A 24,251-nucleotide genomic window follows, 5' to 3' on the forward strand; every position below is an offset into this window, starting at 1 on the left:
TGCTCCTTCCACGGCCGGCGGATGCTGTTGATACGTTTCATACGGAGCCCTCGTTTCGTTGAGGACGGCTGGTGCTCGGATCGGGTGTGCGGCATCGGGGCCGCCTGACTTGTTTCCATCGAGTGGCGAAGATGTTTCCGCCCCCCGGTCCACATCCTGCGGGCGCGGTGACGGACGTCGCTAGGACGAGGTGCACGCGCACTAGCACAGAACACACTTGCGCATCGACCCTCGCGGATCCCAAGGTCAGAGGATGCGAGCCGTCCTCACCGACCTGTCCGTGCCGCGTTACCTGCTGACCGCCGCCTCACACCGCCTCCGCCTGCGCGTCCCCCGCGACGCCGGCGGTCTGCTCCGTCTGCGCGACGACCTGCCCGAGCCGGCGCTCCCGGACGCCCCGGGCTGGGTGCGCCTGCGGCCCGAACTGACCGGCATCTGCGGCAGTGACGTCGGCGTCGCCCACGCCAAGTCGTCACTGGTGCTCAGCGCGTTCTACACCGCCCGCCACCAGATCCTCGGCCACGAGATCGTCGCCGTCACCGACGAGGGCCGGCGCGTCGTCGTCGACCCGATCGTCTCCTGCGCCCACCGCGGCTTCGCGCCCTGCCGGTCCTGCACCGACGGTTTCCCGTACGTCTGCGAGCGTTTCGACGAACCCGGGGTCGCCGGTTGCCGCGCTCCCGGGCTCGGTTTCGACGCCGCACTCGGCGGTGGCTGGGGCGAGCAGCTGGTCGCCCACGAATCGCAGCTGCACCCGGTCGGCGACCTGCCGTCGGCGCGGGCCGTGCTGGCCGAGCCCACCTCGATCGCCCTGCACGCGGCGCTGCACTGGCGGCGCCGGGGCGACCGCGCCGTCGTGATCGGCCCGGGCACGATCGGGCTCCTGGTCATCGCGGCGCTGCGGCGCCTGCATCCCACCCTGGACATCACCGCCGTCGGCCCCGGCACCTTCAGTGCGGCGTACGCGCAAAGAGCCGGCGCCGATCGCACCCTGCCGCCCGGCCCCGGGGTGGTGGAAACCCTGGCCGGTCTGCACGGCGGCCGGGTCATCCGGCCCCGGCTGACCCGGATCCCGCTGCTCGAACAGGGCGTGGACGTGGTCTTCGACTGCGTCGGCCTGTCCTCCACCATCGACCTGGGCCTGCACCTGCTGCGCCCCAGCGGCATGCTCGTGCTGGTCGGCGCGGCCGGTAAGCAGCCGGTCGACTGGTCGCTGGTCTGGAACCGGCAGCTCACCGTGCAGGGCAGCGTGAACTTCGGCCCCGAGCCCACCCTCGGCGGCCGCCACACCATGACCCAGGCCGTCGAGTGGCTGTCCGACCCGTCCTTCCCGGTCGACGGCCTGGTCACCCACGTCTACGACCTCCCCGAGTGGCGCACCGCCCTGTCCACCGCGAGCGCCGGCCCGAGCGCCTCAGCCGTCAAGGTCGCCCTACGCCCCAACCCAAGCCTGCCGCTCATCCCCTAGTCCACAGCTCGCCCCATAGCCGGCCCCATCCACAGCCGGGCTCATCCACCGCTCGGCCTTCCACAGCCGGGCAGCATCCACAGCTGGTCGGCGTCCACAGCCGGGCCCCATCCACGGCCGCCCAGCATCCACAGCCGCGCAGCGTCCACAGCCGGGCAGCATCCACAGCCGGGCCCCATCCACAGACGGGCCCCATCCACAGCCGCCAGCATCCACAGCCGCGCAGCGTCCACAGCCGGGCAGCATCCACAGCGGGCCCCATCCACAGCCGGGCAGCATCGACTCTCTGGTCGGAAGACAAAAGCCGCCCGGCCCAGCTCGGAATCTGGGCCGGGCGGATCAGGATCCCGGGGTAGTAAGCGTCAGGCGACGAACTTCGTGCGGCGCCGACGGGTGATCAGGTAGCCGCCCGCCCCGGCCAGCAGGAGCACGAGGCCGCCGCCGGCCACCAGCGCGGTGTTCGAGCCGGTGAGGGCCAGTCCGCCACCACTGCCGCCCTGACCGTCGGCCGGGGGCGTCGTCGCCGGCACGCCGGCCGCCGGGTCGGTCGCGGTCGGCGTCACGGTCGCGGTCGTGGTCGGCGAGCTCGGCGCCGGATCCGAGGTCGTGGTAGCCGTCCCGGTAGGCTCCGGCGAGTCCGAGGCCTCGGGCGACGAGGGGTGGCCCGGCGGGTCCGTGGGCGGCGTCGCGATGGTCGGCGTCGGCGTCGCCGTCCGGAGAACGAAGTAGAAGGCAACCCCCGCCCGCGGGTTGGAGTCGCCCTCCCCCGCCGGGACGGGCAGGTCCGCCTTGCTCAGCGACAGCGGCACCTTGGTCCCCTTGACCGGCTCGCGGCCGCCCTGCGACGGCGCGCTCTGGGCCAGGTCGTGGATGCCGCCGCGCTCCGAGGCGTACGCCTTCGGGTACCACGTGATGTTCAGCGAGTGCGGATATTTGATGCGGATCGCGTCGGCCCGGCCCGCGATACTCAGCGGCGACAGCAGATATGAGGTGGCGGCCTGCAGGTCCGAGTCGAACTCGCACCAGGCGCCGTCGACCCCGTCATCGCCGTAGTACTCGCAGTTGGTCCAGTCGCGCGGCAGTTCCATCTCGCCGGTGATGTAGAGGTCGACCACGACCCCGCGCACGGGAGCGGCGCCGACGTTGGCGATGCCCGCCTTCACCGGAAGCGACTCGCCCGCGTGGAACGGCCGGTAGGTCTGCTGGTCGCCCGCGCTCGCGTTGGCCAGCGCCACCAGCTGCGGCGGCTCGTCGGCGGCGGCGGCCCACGCCGTCGATGGCATGGCGAGCATGGCAGCGGTGACGGCGGTGCCGCCGAGCGCGCGGATCAGATTCATGCAACGGCTCCCCGGTGATCAAGTCAAAGCGGGGGAACCATACAGTCGGCCGGATTCCGCCGCAGCCCCGTGCCGGTCGGCAAAGCGCCGGACCGGCGCGCGGCCGGTTGCCGGAGGCACTACCGTGTACGCCGTGGTGAAAGGCTGCGTATGAGTCTCGAAAAGGTCATCTTCGGTTTCTTCGTGCTGCTCGCCGCCACCCTCAATTTCGGGTTCTTCATCGGCGACATCTCCAACGCGGCCCTGCACAACGAGTACGAGTTGTTCGCCGCCGTGGTCGTCAACCTGATCGCGACAGTCCTCAAGTTCGGTGACCGCACCCAGATCGGCGCCGTTCACCTGGCGACCAGCCTGGTGGCCGACCTTCAGCTCATCGCGGCCACCCTGACCTGGGTCTACGCCACCCAGATCTCCTCGGCCGGGATGACCCCCGAGGCCACGGCGAGCGTCGTCTCGCTCTCCGGCGGCGCCCTGCTGGCCAACCTGGTCTCCGTCGCACTCCTGGTGATCGAGACGACGACCTTCCAACGGCGATGAGGCCGCCGACGAAGCGCCCGGCGCCCCGGGGCCGCTTCCAACGGCACACGGCGATCGCCCGCCCGGCCGAGGGTGGTTCTCCCACCGTCTTCCTGGTGCTGCGCCGCATGCGCGCGCCGCTCATCGTGCTGATCCTGATCTTCGCGATCAGCGTCTTCGGCCTCACGCTGATCCCCGGCCAGGACGCCGACGGCAACCCGGTGCGCATGGGGTTCTTCGACGCCTTCTATTTCATGAGCTACACCGCCACCACCATCGGCTACGGCGAGATCCCGCATCCCTTCACCGGCGCTCAGCGACTCTGGGTGACACTCACCATCTACCTCACAGTGATCGGCTGGGCCTACGCCATCGGTTCGCTGCTGGCCACCCTGCGCGACCGGGCGTTCCGCGAAGCCCTCGCCCTGCGCCGCTTCTCAGGCACGATCAAGCGGATGCGCGAGCCGTTCCTGCTGGTCGTCGGTTATGGCCAGACCGGTCAGCTGCTCGGTCACGCGCTCGACGCGCTGGGCCGGCGCATGGTCGTGGTCGACCGGTCCCCCGAGCACATCGACACGCTCGACATCGACCCCTACTACTCCGACATCCCCGGTCTGGTGGCCGACGCCCGCAACCCGCACACGCTGGGCGTCGCCGGTCTGGAGCACCCGCTCTGCGAGGGCGTCGTCGCGCTGACCGACAATGACGAGGTCAACCTGGTCGTGGCGATGACTGCCGCGCTCGTGCGCCCCGGCCTGCCGGTCATCGCGCGCACCGTCTCGCCGGCCATCGAGCACCGCATGCGGGCGTTCGGCTCCCCCACGGTCGTCAACCCCTTCGACCGGTACGGCGATCACCTGCGCCTGGCCCTGCACGAACCCTCGGCGTACCTGATGTTGTCCTGGCTCGTGCGGGGCGAAGGCGCGGAGATGCCCGAGCTGGGCCGCCCGCCGGCCACGGGACGCTGGGTGGTCTGCGGCTACGGGCGGTTCGGGCACAAGCTGACCGATGATCTGCGCGCCGACGGCCTCGAGGTCACCGTCATCGACCCGCACCCGCACCCGGACGCCAAGCCCGGGTTCACGATCATCGAGGGTGACGCCTCCGAGCCGTCGGTGCTGGCCGAGGCCGACCTGCCCGGTGCCGTCGGATTCGTGGCCGGCACCGACAACGACGCCACGAACCTTTCGCTGGTGGCCGCCGCCCGAAAGGCCAACCCGTCGCTGTTCATCGGCGCCCGGCAGAACCGCCCGGCCAACGCCCCGCTGTTCGCGGCGATGGAGATCGACTGGTTGCTGGTGCCGAGCGAGATGGCCGCCCGGGAGATCTACGCCCGATTGAGTACGCCGATGTTGTGGCGCTTCCTGCAGGAGATGCCCGGGCTTGGCGACGACTGGGCGGCCGACACCCTGGAGCGGATGCGCGCCTACTGCGGGGCCAAGCTGGGCGCGCTGTGGAAGATGACGCTCTCGGCCAAGGACGCGCCCGCCGCGCAGCCGTGGTTGATCTCGGGCGTGGTGGTGGGTGACCTGCTGCGCAGCCCCCGCGACCGCGATCAGCGGCTCGACGCGGTGCCGCTCATGCTGATGCGCGACGGCGAGACGGTGCTGGGCCCCGGAGACGACGTACGGCTCCAAGTCGGTGACGAGCTCCTGATCGTCGGTCGCCCGTACTCGCGGCGGGCTTTGATCGACACCGTGACCAACCGGGTCGTGGCCGAGTATGTGCTGTCCGGCCGGGAGGTACCGGCCGGTTGGATATGGCAGCGCGTGACGGGAAAGATACCGACAGAGGTCGAAGGCACCGATTCGCCGGTGCGTTCGTCGGACGATCCATAAGACAATCGGACATAAATCCCTCATGCAAGCGCACATGCACGTGCAGACGCCCTTGTGCAGATGCAACGCACCGCGCACGATGGACGCCAGCGTTCCACATTTCCATCCTGCGGCCGGCGGCCGCCCGGCCCCGCGAGGTGAGATGACCATCGACAACCGATCCGCGGGCACGATCTGGACCTTCGCCGAGGAGGACTATCGCTACGGCGCCGGCCCCCTGCGGCTGCGCATCGACCGCGTGCTGGCCGGCGCTCCGGTGCATCAGGACAACGACCTCTGGTATGAGGTGGAGGGCGTCGAGGTCAGCGACCAGGGCCGGGTGGTCGGGCCCCGCCGCGCGACAGTACGAGCGTCCCGGCTCCCGACGATCCGCCGAGGCCCGACGTGACTCCGCCAGGCCAAGCTGACTCCGCCAGGCCGAGCTGACTCCGCGGGGCCAAGCTGACTCCGCCGGGCCGAGCTGACTTCGCCGGCTCCTACGTGACGAAGATGGCCACTTCGTCGTGGACGACGCGCTCGTCCCACCGGGTCAGCACGGTGCGGGCTTCCTCGGCGACCACGGCGAACTCGTAGTCGTCGCCGGCGAAGACCCGGATCCCGTCGACGTCGGTGAAGAACGTGATCGAGGTGAAGCGCACCTCGTCACCGTCCTGGTGCCGGAGCAACCGCGCGCCCCGGAAACCGGGGATGCCGCGCAGTTCGCCGGCCACCACCGTCGCGTAGTGCCGCTGATATTCGTCAGCCTCCGACGCCTTGGTCCAGCCTCGCCAGGTCCGCGCGATCATGCCACTGCCCCCTCGTCGGTCCACCCGAGACCTCAGCATCCCGGCTGGGCGCCGAAAGGGATAGGTGCTGATACGACAGCCGCTGTTCGCGACCATGGCCGGAGCCCCCGGCTGAGACGGCGGGCGTAGTGGACTCGATCCCCACCTCCGCGTACGCCGGTGTCAGCTCCGTCCACGACTCGGGACCGGCCGCCGCCTCGCCGCCGAGCGACCGCGCGAGATCCTCGAGGTGAGCCTGCCATCCGGCCCCATGGAAGTGGAGGCGTTCCCGCGACAGGCCGCGCTCCTCGACCACCAGCCGCGTTCCGCGGCCCTCCTCGGTCAGCCAGGCCTCGATCCGGGCCTCGTCGTCGGTGTCCGGCTCAGTGGTGATCAGCAAGTGGTGTGGCCTGTCGCAGACGTCGATGCGCCCGGGCCCGGTCCAGGACATCGTCGACGCGCACCGCTCCCCGCGTTTCGTCGAGCGATCGCATGGTTCCGACGATCTTCACTTTCGCTCCTTCTTTCCTCGGGCGATCTCCGTGTGCAGGGCGTCCAGTCGATTCCGCCAGAGCGCCCGGTACGGCTCCAGCCACTGATCCACCTCGACCAGCGCCTCCGGCCGCAGGGCGTAGATGCGGCGCTGCGCATCCTGGCGTACGCCGACCAGTCCCACCTCCCGCGGCACCCGCAGGTGCCGGGACACCCCCGGGCGGGAGATCGGAAGGGCCTCCGCGAGCTCGCCGGCTGTCGCCGGGTGACCGAATGACGACTGTCGTGCTCAGGCGGCCAGGGCCACGGACGAGCGGCGCGGGCGGCGAAGGCGGCGAAGGCGGCGGGCCGCGATCGGCACCACGCCGAGGCAGGTGGCGCCGACGGCGGTCAGGAGCAGGCCCAGGCCGTCGGTGGCGTCGGCGCCCGCGGTCAACAGGCCCACCCCGGCGAAGGCACCGACCCACAGCATGGTGCCGAGACCCGACCAGAGGACGAACCGGCCGAACGGCATGCGCACGACGCCGGCCACGATCGGGACGACCGCGTGCACGACGGCCACGAAGCGGACCGCCACCAGCGCGGGGGCTCCCCGGTCACGCAGGTAGGCCTCGGCCCGGTCGAAACGGGCGGCGCCGATGCGGCGGCCCAGCCGGGTCGAGCGCAGCCGGGGCCCGAAGACGCGGCCCACCGCATAACCGGCCATCTGCCCGGCCAGCGCACCGGCCGTGCCCACGGCCAGGACGGCGGCGAACCCGGCCGGCCCGTCGGGCAGCGACCCGGCCAGCATGACCACCGACTCGCCCGGCACGAGCAGCCCGGCCAGGAAGGTCATCTCGACGGCGGCGGACAGGAACGTGAAGACCAGCACCGTCCACCTGTCGAGAGTGGACAGCCAGTCGACGAAGGCGGTGGCGGCGTTCAACACATCGGTGAGCACGGGATCAGCCTGTCAATCCCGTGCTCACCGAACCATCCGGCCATACCCCTAGTTACCCCTGAGGTTCACCGTTGCACGATCGGGGTGGTCAGGACCTGATCGGCCGGGCGCGCACCGAGATCGCGCGGCGCGGGCCGCCAGGCGTCGCGGTCGAACACGATCAGGGCGGCCGCGATCACGACCCAGGCGTAGAGGCCGAGGGTCAGCACGCTGTCGATGTCCCGTCCCTCGTACCCGAAGGTCTCGGTCGTAATGGTGCCCTGGACCACGTGGAAGAGCATGACCAGGAGCACGCTGCCGTTCGAGCGGCGGAAGAGCCAGCAGTACACGAACGTGATGACGAAGGTGGTGAGCAGGCCGGCCCAGCCGACCCGGTTGCCCTGTCCCGAGACGACCAGGGGCAGGTGCCAGATCGCCGCGAGCACCCCGAGCACGGCCGCCGAGAGCAGCGGCGCGAAGCGGGTGTCCAGCCGGGGCAGGGCGAAACCACGCCAGCCGGGCTCCTCGCCGAGCGGGCCGTCGAGTGGGTTGATCCACCGCAGAGCGAACAGGATGGTGATGTCGGCCCAGGCGAGGTTCCAGGAGGCGCCGCCGTGGATGGCCGCGGTGGCAAAGATGACGAGCAGGGGCAGGGCCACCGCGGCGACGTAGCAGTACCACGGGACGCGCCAGCGGATCATCCGGCTGCCGAGGTCGCGCAGGGTGCCGGTGACGGCCGCGACGATGAGCGCGGCGACCAGCGGCGCGCACGGCAGCATGGCGGTGTCCTCGATGCCGAACGGCCACGGCGACCAGCCGATCGCGAAGGCCAGGACGAAGAACGTGACGAGCGGGTGGCGGCGGATCGCCGCGGCGAATGTTGTCATGCCCTCACGGTCGTCGCCCCGGCTTCCCGGGAACACCGTGCTCACCCGTTGTCCACAGGGCGGGTTTCTGGCATGTTCCCCGGCGGCCGACCGGCCTATCCTGCTCGCATCGAAGAGCGATCGGTCCCCAGCCCGACGCTGCTGGTGAGTGTGGCCGTCGCCGCCCTCCTCGCAGCGGCGATGTCGATCGTCCTCGCCCGGCCGAGCGGCCATCTCGCGTCGGCCGGCCTGTTCGTGTGGATCCTTCTGGCGTACGTGTTCTGTGGGCTCCTCGCGTGGCGGCGGCGCCCCGGCAGCGGGTTCGGGCGGCTGATGGTGCTGGTCGGCTTCGGGGCCGCGCTGTCCAATCTCGCCTGGTCGGCCGACCCGGTGCTTTACACCGTCGGCCAGGCGCTCGACCTGCTCGTCGTGGCGCTGTTCCTGCACGTGTTCCTGGCGTTCCCCGACGGCCGGCTGCGGGGCCCGGCCCGGCCGCTGGTCCTCCTGGCGTACGCGGCCTCGGTCGGTCTGCAGTTGACGGTGATGCTGCTGGGCGGCTTCGGGGAGGACAACCTGCTCGTCGTGGCCGACGTGCCGGAGCTCGCCGACGGGCTGCACGCGGTCGAGCTGGTCGTCCTGAGCGGGTTGCTGCTGGCCGGGTGGGCCTTCTGGCCGACCGGCTGAGCAGCGAGCGCCGGGCCGTGCGGTGGCTGGTCGGCTTGTTCGCGCTGGGGCTGGTCGCGCTGGCCGTGCTGCTGGTCATGGGGCTGTTCGTCGCGGCCGGGTTCACGCTGGTGCAACGGGTGACGCTGGCTGTCCTGGGGCTGGCCCCGGTGGCTTTCCTGGCCGGGCTGCTCGACGCGCGCCTGGCCCAGGCCTCGGTGAGTGAGCTGGTGGTGGCGTTGCGGGCCGAGCCCGACGACCTGACGCCGGCTCTGGCCCAGGCGTTGCGCGACCCGACCGTCTCGTTGCTCTACTGGCTGCCGCAATACCGCAACTGGGTCGACCACGACGGTTCGCCGCGGACGCTGCCGCCGTCGGCGACATTGATCCGGCGCGACGGTGAGCCGGTGGCGGCACTCGACCACCACCCGGCCGTCGAGCCGGGCCTCCTGCGGGCCGTGGTGGCGGCGGTCGAGATCGCCATCGACAACGGCCGGTTGCGAGCCGAGCTGCGGGCCGGGCTGGCCGAGGTCCGAGCCTCGCGCGCCCGCGTGCTCGAGGCGGGCCGTCAGGAACGCCGCCGCCTCGAGCGCGACCTGCACGACGGCGCCCAGCAGCGCCTGGTCGGGCTGTCGCTGCGGCTGAGCCTGCTGGAGTCCCGGCTCACCGGCGACCCGACGGCCGGCCTGGCCCTGCGGGAGGCGCGGGCGGAGGTGGCGACGTCGCTGTCCGAGTTGCGCGACCTGGCTCACGGCCTCTATCCGGCCGTGCTGAGCGGGCACGGTCTCGCCGTGGCCCTCGAGTCGGTGGCGGCGCAGGCCGTGGTGCCGGTGCGGCTCAGCGTGGGCATCGACGGGCGGCTGCCCGAGCCGGTCGAGGTCGCGGCCTATTACGTGGTGTGCGAGAGCCTGACCAATGTGGGGCGGCACGCCGGAGCTTCCCGTGCTTCGGTCGAGATCTCGCGGGCCGGGCCGGCGCTGGTGGTGGAGGTGGCCGACGACGGGACGGGCGGGGCCGACAGCGGCCAGGGCAGCGGGCTGCGCGGGCTGGCCGACCGGGTCGAGGCCCTCGGCGGCACACTGCGCGTGTGGAGTCCGGACGGCGGCGGGACCAGGGTGCGGGCGGAGGTGCCGTGCGGGTAGTGATCGCCGAGGACAGCGTGCTGCTGCGCGAGGGGCTGGCCCGGTTGCTGGCCGACGCGGGCTTCGACGTCGTGGCCCGCTGCGGTGACGCCTCATCTCTGCTCAGCGCGGTCGCCTCGCTGACGCCGGAGGTCGCGGTGGTCGACATCCGGATGCCACCGACGCACACCGACGAGGGCCTGCAAGCGGCGCTGACGATCCGCGCCGACCACCCGGGCACGGCCGTCCTGATGCTCTCCCAGCACGTCGAGCCGGCGCTCGCCATGACGCTGTTCGCCGACTCGGCGGCCGGGGCCGGCTACCTGCTGAAAGATCGGATCGGCGAGGTCGCCGAGTTCGTCGGGGCCGTGCGCCGGGTGGCCGGGGGCGGCACGGCGGTCGACCCGATCATCGTGTCGTCGCTGGTCGGGCGGCGGCGTCCGGACGATCCGCTGGCGGCGCTGACTCCCCGCGAGCGCGACGTGCTCGAGCTGATGGCGAGCGGCCACTCCAACCAGGGCATCGCCGACCGGCTCCACCTGACGCTGCGGGCGGTGGAGAAATACGTGTCGAGCGTCTTCGGCAAGCTGGGACTGCCCGCCACCGGCGCGGAGTCGCGGCGGGTGCTGGCCGTCCTGTTGTTCCTGCGGCCGGAAACCGGCCGCAATCGCGGCTAGCGTCGTCTCATGTCGCCGACCTGGTCCTCGGTCATCGCCCGGCGGGTCGCCCGCAACCACCTGGCGTCGCCCGGCGACAGCCCGGCCGCCGTCGTCGCGGCGATGTGCGGCGCCCACGCCCAGGTCATGTCCGCGGGCGAGGTGTCGGTGGCGATGCGCCTGCCCGAGGCGACCCGGGCGGACGTGCACGACGCGCTGTGGACGGACCGGACGCTGGTCAAGACCTTCGGGCCGCGCGGCACGGTGCACCTGCTGCCGGCCCGCGATCTGGGCCTGTGGACCGGGGCGCTGGCCGCGCTGCCGCACTCGACGCCGTTCGCAGCCGACGTCCGGATGACCCCGGAGCAGAATGCCCGCGTCGTGGCGGCGCTGGACGACGCCCTGCGAACCGCCGGCGACTGCCTGACAGTGGACGAGCTGTCGGCCGCCGTGGTCGCGCGGGCCGGTTCGTGGGCGGGCGACCTGGTCATGCCCGCGTTCCAGACGTGGTGGCCGCGGTGGCGGCAGATCGTCGGCTCGCCTCTGACTCAGGGTGTGCTGTGCTTCGGGCCGCAGCGGGGTCGCAAGGTCACCTACACCAGTCCCGCGGTGTGGGCGCCGGAGTCCAGGCCGTGGGAGCCCGAGCCGGCGCTGCGCGAGCTGATCCGGCGCTACCTGTGGTCGTACGGCCCGGCGACACCGGCCGAGGTGGCCCGCTGGCTGGCCGCTCCCCCACCGTTCATCACCAAGGTCTTCGGTTCACTCGACCTCCAACCGGTGACGATCGACGGCGCGCGGACATGGCTGCTGGCCGGCGACGACACCTTCCCCGCGCCGGCGGCTTCGCCGAGCGTCCGCCTGCTGCCCTACTTCGACGCGTACGCCGTGGGCGCGCACCCCCGCAGCGAGACCTTCCCCGGCGCCGCCTTCGATCGGGCGCTCAACCGTGGCCAGGCCGGCAACTACCCCGTCCTCCTGGTCGACGGCCGGGCGGCCGGGGTCTGGCACCAGCGTCGCTCCGGCCCCCGCGTCCACGTCACGGTCGAGCCGGTCTCCGACGTCCCGACGACCGCGCTGAAAGCCGAGGTCGAGCGACTGGGCCACATCCTCGGCGCGACCCCCACCCTCACCGTCGGCGCAGTGACAGTGGGCCCGCACGCCTGACCATCGGGTGGTCCCTCCGCGGACGCGGCCTCCTGCCCGGTCAGCCCGCGACGGGGACGACCGCCGGATTCGGGTCCGGGTCCAGGGCCACGTCGGGGTCCGTGGACTCGGAGGGGATCGAGGCGATGCCGGCCAGGATGAGGGCGCCGCCGAGAATTTGCAGCGGGGTCAGCGCCTCGCCCAGCACGAGCCAGGCGAAGATCGAGGCGAAGACGACCTCGAGCAGGCCCAGGAACGACGCCAGGCGCGAGCCCAGCCGGGACGAGCCGGCGATCCCGGTGGCGTACGCGATGGCCGTGCCCGCGATGGCCACGACACCCAGCGGGACCCACCAGGGCGCGGTGCCGCCGAGCATCGGGACGTCGCCGCCGACGGTCTCGAGCGGCAGGGCTCCGGTCAGGCCGAGCAGCCCCAGCGTCAGGCCGCCGAGCAGCAGACCGGAGCCGGCCAGGGCGACCGGCGGCAGTCCGTCGGCCGGGCGGGCGGCGACCACGAAATACACGGCGCAGCCGACCGCGGCGGCGAGGGCGAACACCAGCCCCAGCGGGTCGACCGCCTGCAGGGCACCGGGGCCGATCACCAGCATGAGACCGCCGACGGCGAGCACCGAGCCGAGCAGCACCATGGGCCGGGGCATCCGCCGGGTGGTGGCCCAGGCCCACAGGACGAGCAGGAGCGGCGCCTGATATTCGATCAGCAGCGCCGTCGAGACCGGGACGCGGGCGATCGCCGCGAAATAGGCGAGCTGGGTGAACGCGACCGCGATCAGACCCATGCCGAGCACCCGCCAGCGGGCCCGCCACAGGGCCGACCAGCGGCCGCGCAGGGCGAACAGCACGAACGGCAGGAGCACGATGCTGCCGGTCAGGGCGCGTACGGTGACGGCGGCGGCCGGGGACCAGCCGGCCTCGAGGAGTGGCTTGATGAACGCACCTGACGTGCCGAACGAGATGGCAGACAGGGTCATCGCGGCCAGGCCGACGTGTTTGGTCTTCATTTCGCCTCCGTTCACCTGCTGCTGTCATGAGCTAAATTGCTTACAGTCCTGACGCTAGGCCGGTCCCAGTGAGGAGTCAAATTGCTTTTTGCCCCTGACACGGTGGAGTCGCTGGACTTCGTGGTGGCGCTGGCCAACACGTCGCCGGACAGCTCGCGCAGCGGTGCCGACGAGCTCGCCACCGTCGAGCAGCTGGCCGCGATGCTGACGCGGTTCACGTACACGGGCCGCATCGACCACGACCAAGCCGAGCTCGACGACGTGCGCGAGACCCGTACGCTGCTCCGATCGGTCTGGGTCCTGGAGCGCGACGACGCGGTCGAGGTGGTCAACCGGATGCTGCGCGAGGCGAAGGCGCTGCCGTTCCTGGCCCGGCACGACTCGCTCGACTGGCACATGCACGCGACCTCGCCCGACGCACCGCTGGCCGAGCGGATCCGGGCCGAGGTGGCGCTGGCGCTGACCGACGTGATCCGGATGAACGAGATGGGCCGGCTGCGCATCTGCGAGGCCGACGACTGCGAGGGGCTGGTGCTCGACCTCTCGCGCAACGGGTCCAAGCGGTTCTGCACGGTGCGCTGCGGCAACCGGATGAACATGATCGCTTTCCGGGAGCGCCAGGCGGGTGCTTGAGCGCGGCGGGTCGGCGGGGCCACCGCGCAGGCGCTAGGGTCGTTTCATGATGCTGCGAGAGCTCATCGGCCGGGTCTTGCGTCGCACACGACTGGGCCAGCGGCGCACGCTGCGCGAGGTGGCCGACGCGGTCGGCATGTCGATCGGGCACCTCTCCGAGGTCGAGCGCGGCCGCAAGGAGCCGTCGTCCGAGATGCTCGCGGCCATCTGCCGCGCGCTCGGCATCACGATGACCGACCTGCTGGCCGCGGTGCTGCACGACCTAGCACCCCAGCAGCCGCGCCTGCACCGCTTCGAGATCGCCCGCCAGGCGACCACGCGGGTCCAGCTCCGCCGGACGGATTTCCAGCTCGCCGCCTAGGGTTTGCGCGCCACCGCGGCGTATCCGTCGACGACGATCTTGTCGTCGGTGGCCGGCCGCCACTCGGGGATCGGGACGACGCCGGGCTCGACCAGCTCGAGGCCGTCGAAGAAGGCGGTGAAGTCGGCGACCTCGCGCAGGTGATAGGGGACGGCGCCGCTCTCGTTGTACTGCCGGTGCGACTCGATCACGCGCTCGCTTGTGGCGGTGCCGTCGGACATCGCCAGGAAACTGCCGGACGGCAGCTCGGCGACCAGCGCCCGCACGATGGCTCGAGCCTCGGCCGGATCCTGCACGTGGCCCATCACGCCGAGCATCATCAGTGCGACCGGCCGCGTGAGGTCGAGCGTCCGCTTCGCCTCGTCGATCACGGCGGTCGCGTCCTTCAGGTCCTCGTCGATGTACGTCGTGACACCCTCGGGCGTGCTGGTCAGGAGCGCCCGGGCGTGGCTGAGCACGAGCGGGTCGTTGTCGACGTAGACGATCCGGGCGTCGGGCGCGAGGTGCTGGGCGACCTCGTGGGTGTTGGCCACCGTGGGCAGTCCGGTGCCGACGTCGAGGAACTGGCGGACGCCGCGCTCGGCGGCGAGATAGGTGACCGCGCGGCCGAGGAAGGCCCGGGTCTGGCGGGCGGCGTCGACGATCTCGGGGAACACCGCCTTGACCTGGTCACCGACGGCGCGGTCGGCGGCGAAGTTGTCCTTGCCACCGAGCCAGTAGTTCCAGACCCGGGCGGAGTGCGGCACCTCGACATTGAGCTTGGTCGACAGATCATCGGTCACGGCGACAGTGTCCCGGGTGGACAGTGGGCGGTGCAACCCGCGGACGGACCAGCCCGGCGTCGTACGCGGCGATCACCAGCTGGGCCCGGTCCCGGGCCCGCAGCTTGGCCAGCAGGTGGGTCAGGTGCGTCTTGACGGTCTTGACCGAGACGACCAGCGCCCCGGCGATCTCGTCGTTGGACAGGCCGGCGCCGACCAGCGCGAGCACGTCGATCTCGCGGGCGGTGAGACCGCGCAGCGTGGGCCGGTCACGGCCCGGGCCGGGAGCGGACACGAAATGGTCGATCAGCCGGGTCAGGATCGACGGTGCGAACAGCGACTCGCCCCGGTGGGTGCGCCGGACGGCGGCCAGGAGCTCCTCCGGGTGGGCGTCCTTGAGCAGGAAGCCCGAGGCCCCGGCCCGCAGCGCGTCATGCACGTACTCGTCCAGCTCGAACATGCTGAGCACCAGCACCTTGGCGCCGTCGAGAGCCGGGTCGGCGCAGATCCGGCGGGTCGCCTCGAGACCGTCGACGTGGGGCATGCGGACGTCCATCAGGATCACGTCGGGCCGGGTGGCTCGCGCCTGCCGCTCGGCCTCGGCGCCGTCACCGGCCTGTCCGACCACCTCGAGGTCGGCTTCCTTCTCGATGATCATCGCGAGGCTGTGCCGGAGCAGCGGCTGGTCGTCGACGAGCAGGACGCGGACGGGGGTCACGGGGCGGGCACCTCGTCGGGGATGCGGGCGGTGAGCTGGAAGCCGCCGTCCTTGTGGCGGGTGGCCAGGGTGCCACCCAGGGCGTTGACGCGCTCGTGCAGGCCGGCCAGTCCGTGCCCGGCCCCCGGCGCCTGATGCCAGCCGGGAGCGGGCCCGGCGTCGGCGACCGAGACGATCAGGACCTCGGCGTCGCGGCGGACGACGACGCGGACATCGGTCGGGCCGGCGTGCCGGGCGGTGTTGCTCAATGCCTCCCGTACGGTCTGGCAGATGGCCACCTGCACGCCGGGTGACACAGCGCCCAGCTCGGTCACGCTGAGTTCCGGGCGGACGCCGGCGTTCTCGGCGGCGCGGACGATGGCGGGCAGCACACTGAGATCGTCGACCGGGGCCAGCGGCGCCTGCCCCCCGGTCTCTCTCAGGACGGTGAGCATGCGGCGCAGCTCCGCGGTGGCGCCCCGGCTGGCCTCCTCGATGTCGGTCAGCGCGGCGCCCACCTCCGGCGGTTTCTCGAGGTGGCGGGTCGAGGCGGCGCGCACGGTGATCAGGCCGAGCCCGTGGGACACGACGTCGTGCAGATCACGGGCGATCTTGAGGCGCTCGGTCTGGACCGCCTCGGCGGCGGCCCAGGCCGTCAGTCGCTCCTCGTAGGCCCGGCGATCGGCCCGCCAGCGCTGGACGGCCCAGACGGCGGCGGTCAGCGCGCCCCCGGCCAGGACCGCCGGGACGATCGTCGCCGCCGGGCCCCGGGCCCCGCCGGTCACCATCGCCACGAACGTGACGACGCCGACCGTCAGGAGCACCGGGACGGCCCGGGATCGCCTGGTCGGACGGAGGCTCTCGCGCATGCCGCCGACTGTAGTTCTCCGACCTGGGTCCGAGGCGCCGCCGGTTTATCGGATCGTGGTCCGACGACTCCGGCCGCGCACTCCGGTTGACTCGTCGCATGATCTCGATCGACCGGGTGAGCCGTCCCGGAATCCTGCACGAGGTGTCCTTCGTGGCCCGTCCCGGCCGGGTCACCGGCTTCCTCGGCCCCAACGGCGCGGGCAAGACCTCGACCGTGCGCATCCTGCTCGGCCTCGACCGGGCGGCGGGCGGCACGGCCCTGATCAACAACCGGGCGTACGCGTCGTGGCCGCGCCCGCTGACGGTCGTCGGGGCGTTGCTCGACGGCAGCGGAGCCCATCGGGCCCGTACGGCCCGGGCCCATCTGCGCTGGCTGGCGGCGAGCAACGGCCTGCCCCGGGGCAGGGTCGGCGAGGTGCTCGACGTGGTCGGTCTGGCCGGGGCGGGCGGCAAGCGGGCCGGGCGGTTCTCGCTGGGCATGAGCCGCCGGCTCGGGCTGGCCGCGGCCCTGCTCGGTGATCCGCCGGTGCTGGTGCTGGACGAGCCGTTCAACGGGCTCGATCCGGCCGGCATCCACTGGATGCGCGAGTTCCTGCGCCGCTGCGCGGGCGAGGGCCGTACAGTGCTGCTCTCCAGCCATCTGCTCGACTTCCCGGTCGACGACGTGGTCGTCATCAACCACGGGCGGGTTGTCGCCCGGGGCACGACGGCCGAGGTCACCGGCGAGCACGATTCGCTGGAGCAGGCGTTCCTGTCGCTGACCGGCGCGGGTGCGGGCTCGTGGTGAGGGCGGAGCTCCGCAAATTGTTCGGGCTGCCGACCGCCTGGGTGGGGCTGGTCCTGGGACTGATCGCCGCGCCCGCACTGGTCTTCGTCAACGCGCCCGGCGTGCGGCGGGCCATCGAGTCGGGCGAGATCGCCGACCTGGGTTACGAGAACCTCGGCATCGGCCTGCTGGGGGCGCTGATCCTGGGCGTGGTGACGGTCAGCAGTGAATACACGTCCACCGGGGACGACTCGCCGGGCGCTCACCAGATGACGGCGACATTGCTGGCCATGCCCCGGCGCACGCGGCTGCTCGTCGCCAAGGGAATGGCACTGGCGCTGGTCGTCGCCGTGCAGGGAGCACTGACCGCCTCGGCCGCGGTGCTGCTGACCGAGGTGGTGCTGCCTGAGTACGCGCCACCGTTCGCTCCCGACCGGATCGCCGCGGCGGCTCTCTACTGGACGTTGCTCGCCCTTCTCGCGTACGCCGTGACCCTGATCTTCCGCAACGGTGTCATCACTCTGACCGTCTTCATCGTGAACAGCACGGTCGTCTCGGTGTCGTATCTGCTGACCAAGCTGACCCCGTGGGCCGCCTACCTGCCCGACATCGTCGGCGCGCACATGTTCCTGCGGGGCGATGCGACCGGCGTACGGATCGCGCCGCTCACCGCCGGCCTGGTGATGACCGCCTGGGTCGCCGCCCTGCTGGCAGTGGCCGGCTACCTCTTCCATCGGCGGCCGGCGTGACGGCCGTGCACGCCGAGCTGCGCAAGCTGATCACGCTGCCGTCGCTGCGGTGGACCGCCGCCCTCACCTGGGCCGCCACTCTGGTCCTGGCCCTCGCGGTCCGTCGCGTCGCACCGCAGGAGGACCCGATCCGGGCGGCGTTGCGGTGGACGCAGGCCGGATTCCTGGTGTTCGGGGTGCTCGCCGCGACGCAGGAGTACGAGCCGGGCGGTCAGATCCGGGCCACGTTGCTGGCTGTTCCCCGGCGGTGGACGCTGGCCGCGGCCAAGGCGGTGGCTTTGATCGTGGTCGCACTGGCCCTCGCGGCTCCTGCGGGCTCGCCCTACCTGGTCGGCGTGGCCCTGGTCGGCGCCGCGCTGGGGTCGCTGCTGCGGAGCAGCGTGGCCGGGGTGGCCTTGGGGCTGGCGATCTATCTCGTCGCCTCGCCGGCGATGCGCGCCCGTCTCCCCGGATCGGGGCCCTGGCTGCCCGATGCAGGTCTGGCCGCCGAGGTCTGGCCGCCGGGCGCGACTCTCACGGCCGCGGCCTGGCCGCTGGCTGCGACTCTCGTCGCTGCCGTGGTTCTCCGCCGTCGCAACGCCTGAGCGGCCTCGTGCCGTAGGGCGTACGGCGTCCTGGAAGGGCCCGTCACAAGACGTGCTGGGAACGTTCGAGAAGGGCAAGGCCTGGGTGTGGATGGCGGACGCCGACCCGTCCCGAATCGGCAGCACCACCCCGGCGACTCCACGAGGACCGCCTGCTCAGTGACCTACCGGGTCACGGGCTCATGGCAGGGCGGGTTCCAAGCCGACGTGCGGCTGACCAGCGGTGCGGTTGCGAGACTTCGGCCCACGGCCCTAGAGTGAACGTACTGGTTCGTACATAAGCAATGCCCGGACCGACGAGGTTGGCTTCGGCCCCACGCGGAGGCGAAAAGCATGGCACGCATGAGCATCGCGACCGTCTGCCTCTCCGGGACGCTCGACGATCGTCTCGACGCCGCCGCGGCGGCCGGGTTCGACGCCGTCGAGATCTTCGAGAACGACCTGATCGCGTCGAGCAGCTCCCCCGAGGAGATCCGCCGGCGGGTGGCCGGCCTCGGTCTCACCATCGACCTCTACCAGCCGTTCCGGGACGCCGAGGCCGCTCCCCCGGCCCGGTTCGCCGCCGTCGAGCGGCGTTTCCGGGCCAAGCTCGACCTGATGGAACGCCTCGGCGCCGGCACCGTCCTGATCTGCTCGTCGGTCGCGCCCGACACGATCGACGACGACCAGCTCGCCGCCGCCCAGCTCCGGCGACTGGCCGAGCTGGCCGCCGAGCGCGGCATGCGCATCGCCTACGAGGCGCTGGCGTGGGGCCGTTTCGTCTCGACCTGGCAGCATTCCTGGGAGATCGTGCGCCGCGCGGCGCACCCGGCGCTCGGGCTCTGCCTGGACAGCTTCCACGTCCTCTCCCGCACCGACGAGTACGACCAGATCGCGCACCTGCCGGGCGACCGCATCTTCTTCCTCCAGCTGGCCGACGCTCCCCGCCTCGACATGGACGTCCTGCAGTGGAGCCGCCACCACCGCCTCTTCCCGCTGCAGGGCCGCCTCGACCTCCCCGGCTTCACCCGCGCGGTCCTCACCGCCGGCTACGCCGGCCCGCTCTCCTTGGAGGTCTTCAACGACGTCTTCCGCCAGGCCGACCCCCATCGCACAGCCGTCGACGCCCGCCGCTCCCTGACAGCCCTGGCCGGCACCCTGCCACCCCCACCGAGCCAAGCACCCACTCCGGCACACAAAACGCTCGGTGGGCTCACGCCCGCGCCCGAACTGGACGGGATCGCGTTCGTCGAGCTCGGCGTCGACGCGGCTACCGGGCCGGAGCTCGAGAATCTGTTGCGGGCGCTCGGCTTCGCTCATACCGGGCAGCATCGTTCCAAGGCCGTGCAGCTGTGGGAGCAGGGCTCGGCGCGCATCCTGCTCAACTCGGGCGCACCCAGGGCGGTCGAGGGGGAGGCGGCGATCCGGGCGTTCGCGTTGGAGAGCACGGACCCCGCCGCGTCGGCGAAGCGCGCCGCCGAGCTGCTCGCCCGGCCGCTCCCCCGGCGCCGGCGACAGAGCGAGGCGGATCTGACCGCCGTGGCCGCTCCCGACGGCACCGAGATGTTCTTCTGCCGTAGCGACCACGGGTGGATGGACGACTTCCTCCCGACCGGCGAGACGACCCGAGCACCACTCGATCCGGCAGCCGGAACGACGAACGGACGCGCCGACGAGCGAACGCGGGTCGCCCCCGCACCGGGGGCTGGGATCACCGCCATCGACCATCTCTCGCTCGCGCAGCCGTTCGATCGCTATGACGAGGCGGCGCTCTTCTATCGCAGCGTGCTGGGCATGACCGATGACGAGGCCGGCGAGTTCGCGGCGCCGTTCGGGCTGGTGCGCACGCTCGCCATCCGCAACGCCAATCGCCGGGTCCGGCTCGCGCTCAGTGTTCCCCTGCTGCGCCGCGGCGACTGGGCGCCGGCCGTCCCCCACCCGCAGAGCCTGACCCTGCTCACCGATGACCTGGCCCGCACCGCCGCGGCGATCGACACCGTGCCCATCCCGGGGAACTACTACGACGACCTCGACGCCCGCACGGACCTGCCACCTGACCTGCGCGAGTCTGTCCGGAAGCTCGGCGCCCTCTACGACGAGGACGACCACGGCCGGTATCTCCAGCTCTTCACGCCCGTGCTCGGCCACCGGGTCTTCATCGAGATCGTCCAGCGCATCGGCGACTACCGCGGGTACGGCTTCGCCAACGACCCGGTACGCATGGCCGCGCACCGGGCCCAGCGCCTGGAAACCACCTCCGGGTAGCGACGGACCCCGCGCGGCAGGCCTCGTCACGAGTCCCGCGTCGAGCGATGCGAGAGGCTCGTCGTGACCGCCGCTGGCTCGTCAAGCTCCGGCGAGGGCGAGGGCGAGGGCGAGGGCGACGGCGACGGCCACGGCGACGGCGACGGCGGAAGCGCGGGCGACAACGACGGCGCGAGCGACGGCAACGGCGCGAGCGAGGGCGCGAGTTCGGGGCTGCGCGTGGCCAGGCCACGGCGTTCGGCCAGCTTCGCGACCACGGTGGCATAGGCCGTGAGGACCACGACGTCGACCGCGAACATCTGCCAGGGCATGTCGGCGGCGGTCTCGGTCAGGGTGAGCGCGTTGAAGGCCGCCGCCAGCCCCGCGCTGACCAGGTTGTTCATCACGTGCAGAGCGATCGCCGCCTCCAGGCCACCGGTTCGGACGGTCAGCCAGCCGGTGACGCAGCCGAACAGGAACAGGTCGGCGAAACCCCACGGCGTGCCCCACCCGTGGGCCGCGGCGAACACGAGCGCCTGAAAGGCGATCGGCACCCACGGCCGCCGGAACCACGTGCCCGTCGCCTGCAGCAGCCAGCCCCGCGTCAGATACTCCTCGGCGGCGGCCTGCGGCGGCACCACGAGCAGCAGCAGGAGCATCGTGAGCGCGAACGGCCCCCACCCGGCGAGCGGGTCGCTCAGGCCGGTGTCCTCGACACCGGTCATCGTGGCCAGCGCCGTCCCGCCCGCGATCAGCACCACGATCGCCACCAGTGCCACCGGCAGCAGTGTCAGCAGGAACCGCCACCGCAGCCGCCCGGTGACCGACGACAGCGTCCCGGCCGGGCGCCGCTGGATCCACCGGGCCGCCAGCAACGTCAACGGCAACAGCGCCGCGATGCTCAGGAACGCCAGCGCCAGGTCGGCGTGCGCACCGAAGCTGGGCAGTCCATCCACATTGTCCGGTCGCCCGGCCAGGACGGCCGCCAGGGTGACCACCAGATACGAGAACACCGCGACGACAGCGCCCGCGCCGAGGATGAACAGGGTGCCGACGACCGGCCGCCACCAGCGGTGAGCGGGGGTCCGGGCGAGGCGGTGATATTCGAGAGCAGCCATGAGCAGAATTCTGCCGATCCGGCCGGCCCGGCGAATCGGGCCGAGGCTGGAATCCGACCCCTGCCCCAGGGCATAGATAGGGTGGCGGTCATCATGGCCCGCTGGAAGAGTTGGATCGTCCCCGCGCTGCTCGCGGTCGCGCAGTTCGCCTACTGGCCCGCTCCCGTGCTCAGCCGCGCCGACCCCACCCGAGCCGCGGCGGCCGCCGCGGTCGCCGCCGTCGTCTGCGGCGCTCTCGTGCTCCGTCGCCGCCGGCCGCTCATCGCGGTCGCCGTGGTCGCCGGCGGGCTGGCCCTCGGCACCTGGGCGACCCCGCAGCAGGAGTATCTCTTTCCCGGCGACGCCCTGCTGGTGCTCTCGACGGCCGAGTCGATCGCCCTGTTCCACGTGGCTCTGCGCAGCTCGCGCCGCACCACGCTGCTGGTCGTGGCCGGTCTGCTGGCCGTCCAGGCGGCCCTGGTCCTGGACGACGAGCCGCTCGACATCCTCGTCTCGATCGCCTTCTACGCGCTGGTCGTCGCGTTCGGCCGGGTGCGGCGGCGCTGGCTCGACGACCGGGACGCGGCGGCCCACCGGCTCGAGCAGGCCGAGCACGCCCGGCGGGACGCGGCCGCGGCCGAGCAGCGCCGCCTCGCCCGCGAGTTGCACGACGTCACCGCGCACCATCTCACCTCGATCGTGGTGAACGCCTCGGCCGCCCAGTTCCTCGGCAAGCCCGAGTTGCGGGCCGACGCCCTCGAGTTCGCCGCCCGCACCGGCCGCGAGACCCTCGCCTCGCTGCACCAGCTGGTCGCCGTGCTGCCGCAGGCGCCCGAGGCGACCGATCTGGCCGACCTGGCCGATGACTTCCGCCAGCTCGGTCAGGTGGTGCACCTCGAGGTCACCGGCGACCCGCCGCCCGGCCAGGCCGAGGCGCTGCACGGCATCGCCCGCGAGGCGCTGACCAACACCCTGCGCTATGCGCCGGGCGCGACGGTCCGGCTCACCCGGACGTACGACGAGACGGGGGTGACCCTCGTCGTCGAGGACGACGGCTCCGCGACGCCGATCGAGGGCCTCGGCGGGGGCCGCGGGCTCACCGGCATGCGGGAGCGGGCGGCTGAGCTCGGCGGGTCGGTCACGGCCGGTCCCCGTACGGGTGGAGGCTGGCAGGTCCGTGCGGTGCTCCCGGCCGTGGCGGCACCCGCGCGGCTCCGGGTCTGGCTGCGCAGTCAACTCGTCCTCGATGCGGGGTTGACCCTGCTCGTCCTGCTCCTGCCGCTCTCGGGGGTGGCCGCCCTGGTCGAGGAGAGCGACGTGTCGCCCGCCGCGGTCACGCTGATCCTGCTGGCCGTGCTCGCGCACGCCGCTCCCCTGCTGTGGCGACGGCAGCGCCCGTGGACAGCGCTGATCGCGGTGACCCTGACCGGCTGGCTCGGCACCTTGCTGGTGGCCGTGGACGTGGTGCCCGGCGAGGACGCGTGGCTCTTCCTGTTCAGCTTCGGCAGCGACTTCGCCGCGGCGTACGCGGTGGCGGCCTACGCCGTACGGCCGAAGCTCTCGTGGATCGGCCCGGTGGCCGGCCTGATCTCGGCCACGGTCAGCTTCGCCGTCCTGCTCACGGTGTCCGGGGAGACCGAGGGTGGCGGTCCACCGCCTGAGACGCCGGCCGCGACGGTCGCCCTGTTCCTGTTCCTGGCCGGGTGCACCGGGTTCGGCCTCGCGGTCCCGTTCGCCGGTTCCTGGCTGGCCGGGTGGGCCACCCGGCGCCGCCGCGAGCGCCGCCGGGCCGGTGAGGAAGGCGCCGTCGCCGTCGTGTCGGCCGATGCCGAGCAGCGCGCCCGCGACGAACGCGCGCGGGTCGCCGCCGGCTTGCGGGCCTCGGTGCTGGCCTCGGCCACCCGGATCACCGAGGCGGCCGGGCAGAATGACCTGGACGGGGTGGTCGACGCGGCCCGCGCGGCGCTGGCGGCCATGCGGGGCCTGCTGGACGGCCTGCGCCCGGCGCAGCAGCAACGGGAGGAGGTGCCGTCATCGGGATCCGGGTGATCGTCGTCGACGACCAGGCGATGGTGCGGGCCGGGCTGTGCGCGATCGTCGCCTCGCAGGACGACCTCGACGTGGTGGGCGAGGCCTCGGACGGCGGCGAGGCCCTGCGCGTGGTCGCCCGCGAGCGCCCCGACGTCGTGCTGATGGACGTGCGTATGCCGGGCATGGACGGTCTCACCGCCACCGCGCAGCTCACCGCGGGCGACGATCCGCCACGGGTCATCGTGCTGACGACCTTCCACCAGGACGCGTACGTCTTCTCGGCGCTGCGGGCCGGTGCGTCGGGGTTCCTGCTCAAGGACGCCGACCCGGCCTCGCTGGTGGCCGCGATCCGTACGGTGGCCTCGGGTGAGGCGATGCTGAGCCCGGCCGTCACCAAGCGCCTGATCGACGCCTTCGCCACCGGCACGGTGACCGCCGCCCGGGGCGACGACCCGCGGCTGACCGGCCTGACCCCGCGCGAACGCGACGTGCTGACCCAGATCGCCACCGGCCGCTCGAACGCCGAGATCGGCGAGGTCCTCGGCATCACCGCCGGCACCGTGAAGGCCCACGTCAACGCGCTGTTGCCCAAGCTGGGGGCCCGGGACCGCGTGCAGGCGACGATCGTGGCCTACGACCTCGGCCTGGCGCGGCCCCGATAGACGCCCCCGCCGAAAG

Annotated in this window: 25 protein-coding genes and 2 pseudogenes; 16 read left to right on the plus strand and 11 right to left on the minus strand. The window is 72.4% G+C overall.

All coding sequences use genetic code 11. The features are described 5' to 3' along the window. The first annotated feature begins 253 nt into the window (after positions 1 to 253). Positions 254 to 1,468 carry a zinc-dependent alcohol dehydrogenase gene (locus NAG42_RS11075; RefSeq protein ID WP_250030094.1) on the plus strand — a complete coding sequence of 405 codons (1,215 nt, stop codon included), beginning with the start codon at positions 254 to 256 and terminating at the stop codon, positions 1,466 to 1,468. Between the two features lie 362 nt (positions 1,469 to 1,830). Here NAG42_RS11075 and NAG42_RS11080 read toward each other — a convergent pair whose 3' ends face one another. Next, positions 1,831 to 2,805, minus strand: a complete 975-nt coding sequence (locus tag NAG42_RS11080; protein WP_250030095.1) for a hypothetical protein — start codon at positions 2,803 to 2,805, stop codon at positions 1,831 to 1,833. 150 nt (positions 2,806 to 2,955) lie between these two features. Between NAG42_RS11080 and NAG42_RS11085 the strand changes: the two genes are divergently transcribed. The 3 genes from NAG42_RS11085 (at position 2,956) to NAG42_RS11095 (ending at position 5,547) form a co-directional block, all read left to right on the plus strand. Further along, a complete protein-coding gene (locus NAG42_RS11085; RefSeq protein WP_250030097.1) occupies positions 2,956 to 3,342 on the plus strand; it encodes a DUF6394 family protein in 387 nt (128 codons plus the stop codon). Next, entirely contained in the window at positions 3,339 to 5,159 is a 1,821-nt protein-coding gene (locus tag NAG42_RS11090) for a potassium channel family protein (RefSeq protein WP_250030100.1), read from the plus strand. The genes NAG42_RS11085 and NAG42_RS11090 overlap by 4 nt, the downstream gene beginning before the upstream one ends. A 142-nt stretch (positions 5,160 to 5,301) precedes the next feature. Continuing rightward, entirely contained in the window at positions 5,302 to 5,547 is a 246-nt protein-coding gene (locus NAG42_RS11095; RefSeq protein WP_250030102.1) for a hypothetical protein, read from the plus strand. An 88-nt stretch (positions 5,548 to 5,635) separates the two neighbouring features. Here NAG42_RS11095 and NAG42_RS11100 read toward each other — a convergent pair whose 3' ends face one another. The 5 genes and pseudogenes from NAG42_RS11100 to NAG42_RS11120 all read right to left on the minus strand — a co-directional run bounded on the left by NAG42_RS11100 (position 5,636) and on the right by NAG42_RS11120 (position 8,221). After that, positions 5,636 to 5,944 (minus strand): antibiotic biosynthesis monooxygenase family protein, encoded by a 309-nt coding sequence (locus tag NAG42_RS11100; protein ID WP_250030104.1) that lies wholly within the window; start codon positions 5,942 to 5,944, stop codon positions 5,636 to 5,638. Then, a complete protein-coding gene (locus tag NAG42_RS11105) occupies positions 5,898 to 6,374 on the minus strand; it encodes an SRPBCC domain-containing protein (protein WP_284045141.1) in 477 nt (158 codons plus the stop codon). Before NAG42_RS11105 ends, NAG42_RS11100 begins: the two co-directional genes overlap by 47 nt. Positions 6,375 to 6,431: 57 nt before the next feature. After that, positions 6,432 to 6,668: pseudogene (locus tag NAG42_RS11110) on the minus strand (ArsR/SmtB family transcription factor); the annotation flags it as partial. A gap of 36 nt (positions 6,669 to 6,704) precedes the next feature. After that, entirely contained in the window at positions 6,705 to 7,355 is a 651-nt protein-coding gene (locus tag NAG42_RS11115) for a DedA family protein (RefSeq protein WP_250030109.1), read from the minus strand. A 65-nt stretch (positions 7,356 to 7,420) separates the two neighbouring features. Further along, complete coding sequence (locus tag NAG42_RS11120) at positions 7,421 to 8,221, minus strand: CPBP family intramembrane glutamic endopeptidase (RefSeq protein WP_250030111.1); 801 nt, start codon at positions 8,219 to 8,221, stop codon at positions 7,421 to 7,423. Between the two features lie 180 nt (positions 8,222 to 8,401). Between NAG42_RS11120 and NAG42_RS11125 the strand changes: the two genes are divergently transcribed. Genes NAG42_RS11125 through NAG42_RS11140 form a run of 4 tightly spaced genes read left to right on the plus strand, consistent with a single transcriptional unit; the run spans position 8,402 to position 11,804 of the window. Continuing rightward, entirely contained in the window at positions 8,402 to 8,884 is a 483-nt protein-coding gene (locus NAG42_RS11125; RefSeq protein WP_250030113.1) for a hypothetical protein, read from the plus strand. Then, positions 8,860 to 10,005: a sensor histidine kinase gene (locus NAG42_RS11130; protein ID WP_250030115.1), complete on the plus strand. Its 1,146-nt coding sequence runs from the start codon at positions 8,860 to 8,862 to the stop codon at positions 10,003 to 10,005. The genes NAG42_RS11125 and NAG42_RS11130 overlap by 25 nt, the downstream gene beginning before the upstream one ends. Then, a complete protein-coding gene (locus tag NAG42_RS11135) occupies positions 9,996 to 10,661 on the plus strand; it encodes a response regulator transcription factor (protein WP_250030117.1) in 666 nt (221 codons plus the stop codon). The genes NAG42_RS11130 and NAG42_RS11135 overlap by 10 nt, the downstream gene beginning before the upstream one ends. Positions 10,662 to 10,670: 9 nt before the next feature. Then, positions 10,671 to 11,804, plus strand: coding sequence for a winged helix DNA-binding domain-containing protein (locus tag NAG42_RS11140; RefSeq protein WP_250030119.1), 1,134 nt, complete (start codon positions 10,671 to 10,673; stop codon positions 11,802 to 11,804). Between the two features lie 40 nt (positions 11,805 to 11,844). On the opposite strand, the gene NAG42_RS11145 is transcribed toward NAG42_RS11140, so the two are convergent. Continuing rightward, complete coding sequence (locus NAG42_RS11145) at positions 11,845 to 12,801, minus strand: EamA family transporter (protein ID WP_250030120.1); 957 nt, start codon at positions 12,799 to 12,801, stop codon at positions 11,845 to 11,847. Between the two features lie 81 nt (positions 12,802 to 12,882). Between NAG42_RS11145 and NAG42_RS11150 the strand changes: the two genes are divergently transcribed. Next, entirely contained in the window at positions 12,883 to 13,434 is a 552-nt protein-coding gene (locus NAG42_RS11150) for a CGNR zinc finger domain-containing protein (RefSeq protein ID WP_250030122.1), read from the plus strand. A 46-nt stretch (positions 13,435 to 13,480) separates the two neighbouring features. Further along, positions 13,481 to 13,699: pseudogene (locus NAG42_RS11155) on the plus strand (helix-turn-helix domain-containing protein); the annotation flags it as partial. Positions 13,700 to 13,791: 92 nt separating this feature from the next. On the opposite strand, the gene NAG42_RS11160 reads toward NAG42_RS11155, so the two are convergent. From NAG42_RS11160 to NAG42_RS11170, 3 genes are read right to left on the minus strand one after another with little or no spacing between them, the layout of a single operon-like run. Further along, a complete protein-coding gene (locus NAG42_RS11160) occupies positions 13,792 to 14,577 on the minus strand; it encodes an SAM-dependent methyltransferase (protein WP_308201136.1) in 786 nt (261 codons plus the stop codon). Further along, the gene (locus NAG42_RS11165) at positions 14,567 to 15,274 is read right to left on the minus strand and encodes a response regulator (RefSeq protein WP_308201137.1); all 708 of its coding nucleotides are present in this window, start codon (positions 15,272 to 15,274) and stop codon (positions 14,567 to 14,569) included. The genes NAG42_RS11160 and NAG42_RS11165 overlap by 11 nt, the downstream gene beginning before the upstream one ends. Continuing rightward, positions 15,271 to 16,122 (minus strand): sensor histidine kinase, encoded by an 852-nt coding sequence (locus NAG42_RS11170; protein ID WP_250030124.1) that lies wholly within the window; start codon positions 16,120 to 16,122, stop codon positions 15,271 to 15,273. Before NAG42_RS11170 ends, NAG42_RS11165 begins: the two co-directional genes overlap by 4 nt. 98 nt (positions 16,123 to 16,220) lie before the next feature. On the opposite strand from NAG42_RS11170, the gene NAG42_RS11175 reads away from it, so the two are divergent. The 4 genes from NAG42_RS11175 to NAG42_RS11190 all read left to right on the plus strand — a co-directional run bounded on the left by NAG42_RS11175 (position 16,221) and on the right by NAG42_RS11190 (position 20,466). After that, entirely contained in the window at positions 16,221 to 16,910 is a 690-nt protein-coding gene (locus NAG42_RS11175; RefSeq protein ID WP_250030126.1) for an ABC transporter ATP-binding protein, read from the plus strand. Further along, positions 16,904 to 17,638, plus strand: a complete 735-nt coding sequence (locus NAG42_RS11180; protein ID WP_250030128.1) for a hypothetical protein — start codon at positions 16,904 to 16,906, stop codon at positions 17,636 to 17,638. Before NAG42_RS11175 ends, NAG42_RS11180 begins: the two co-directional genes overlap by 7 nt. Then, positions 17,635 to 18,222 carry a hypothetical protein gene (locus NAG42_RS11185; protein WP_250030130.1) on the plus strand — a complete coding sequence of 196 codons (588 nt, stop codon included), beginning with the start codon at positions 17,635 to 17,637 and terminating at the stop codon, positions 18,220 to 18,222. The genes NAG42_RS11180 and NAG42_RS11185 overlap by 4 nt, the downstream gene beginning before the upstream one ends. Positions 18,223 to 18,564: 342 nt before the next feature. Continuing rightward, complete coding sequence (locus NAG42_RS11190) at positions 18,565 to 20,466, plus strand: sugar phosphate isomerase/epimerase and 4-hydroxyphenylpyruvate domain-containing protein (protein WP_250030132.1); 1,902 nt, start codon at positions 18,565 to 18,567, stop codon at positions 20,464 to 20,466. Between the two features lie 26 nt (positions 20,467 to 20,492). On the opposite strand, the gene NAG42_RS11195 is transcribed toward NAG42_RS11190, so the two are convergent. Continuing rightward, a complete protein-coding gene (locus NAG42_RS11195) occupies positions 20,493 to 21,563 on the minus strand; it encodes a CPBP family intramembrane glutamic endopeptidase (RefSeq protein WP_250030134.1) in 1,071 nt (356 codons plus the stop codon). A 93-nt stretch (positions 21,564 to 21,656) separates the two neighbouring features. On the opposite strand from NAG42_RS11195, the gene NAG42_RS11200 reads away from it, so the two are divergent. Together NAG42_RS11200 and NAG42_RS11205 are read left to right on the plus strand one after the other, a co-directional pair. Continuing rightward, positions 21,657 to 23,591: a sensor histidine kinase gene (locus NAG42_RS11200; protein WP_250030136.1), complete on the plus strand. Its 1,935-nt coding sequence runs from the start codon at positions 21,657 to 21,659 to the stop codon at positions 23,589 to 23,591. Between the two features lie 20 nt (positions 23,592 to 23,611). Further along, positions 23,612 to 24,235 (plus strand): response regulator, encoded by a 624-nt coding sequence (locus NAG42_RS11205; protein ID WP_250030328.1) that lies wholly within the window; start codon positions 23,612 to 23,614, stop codon positions 24,233 to 24,235. Positions 24,236 to 24,251: the final 16 nt, after the last annotated feature.

Source organism: Paractinoplanes maris (assembly GCF_023544465.1).
Lineage (GTDB): Bacteria > Actinomycetota > Actinomycetes > Mycobacteriales > Micromonosporaceae > Actinoplanes > Actinoplanes maris.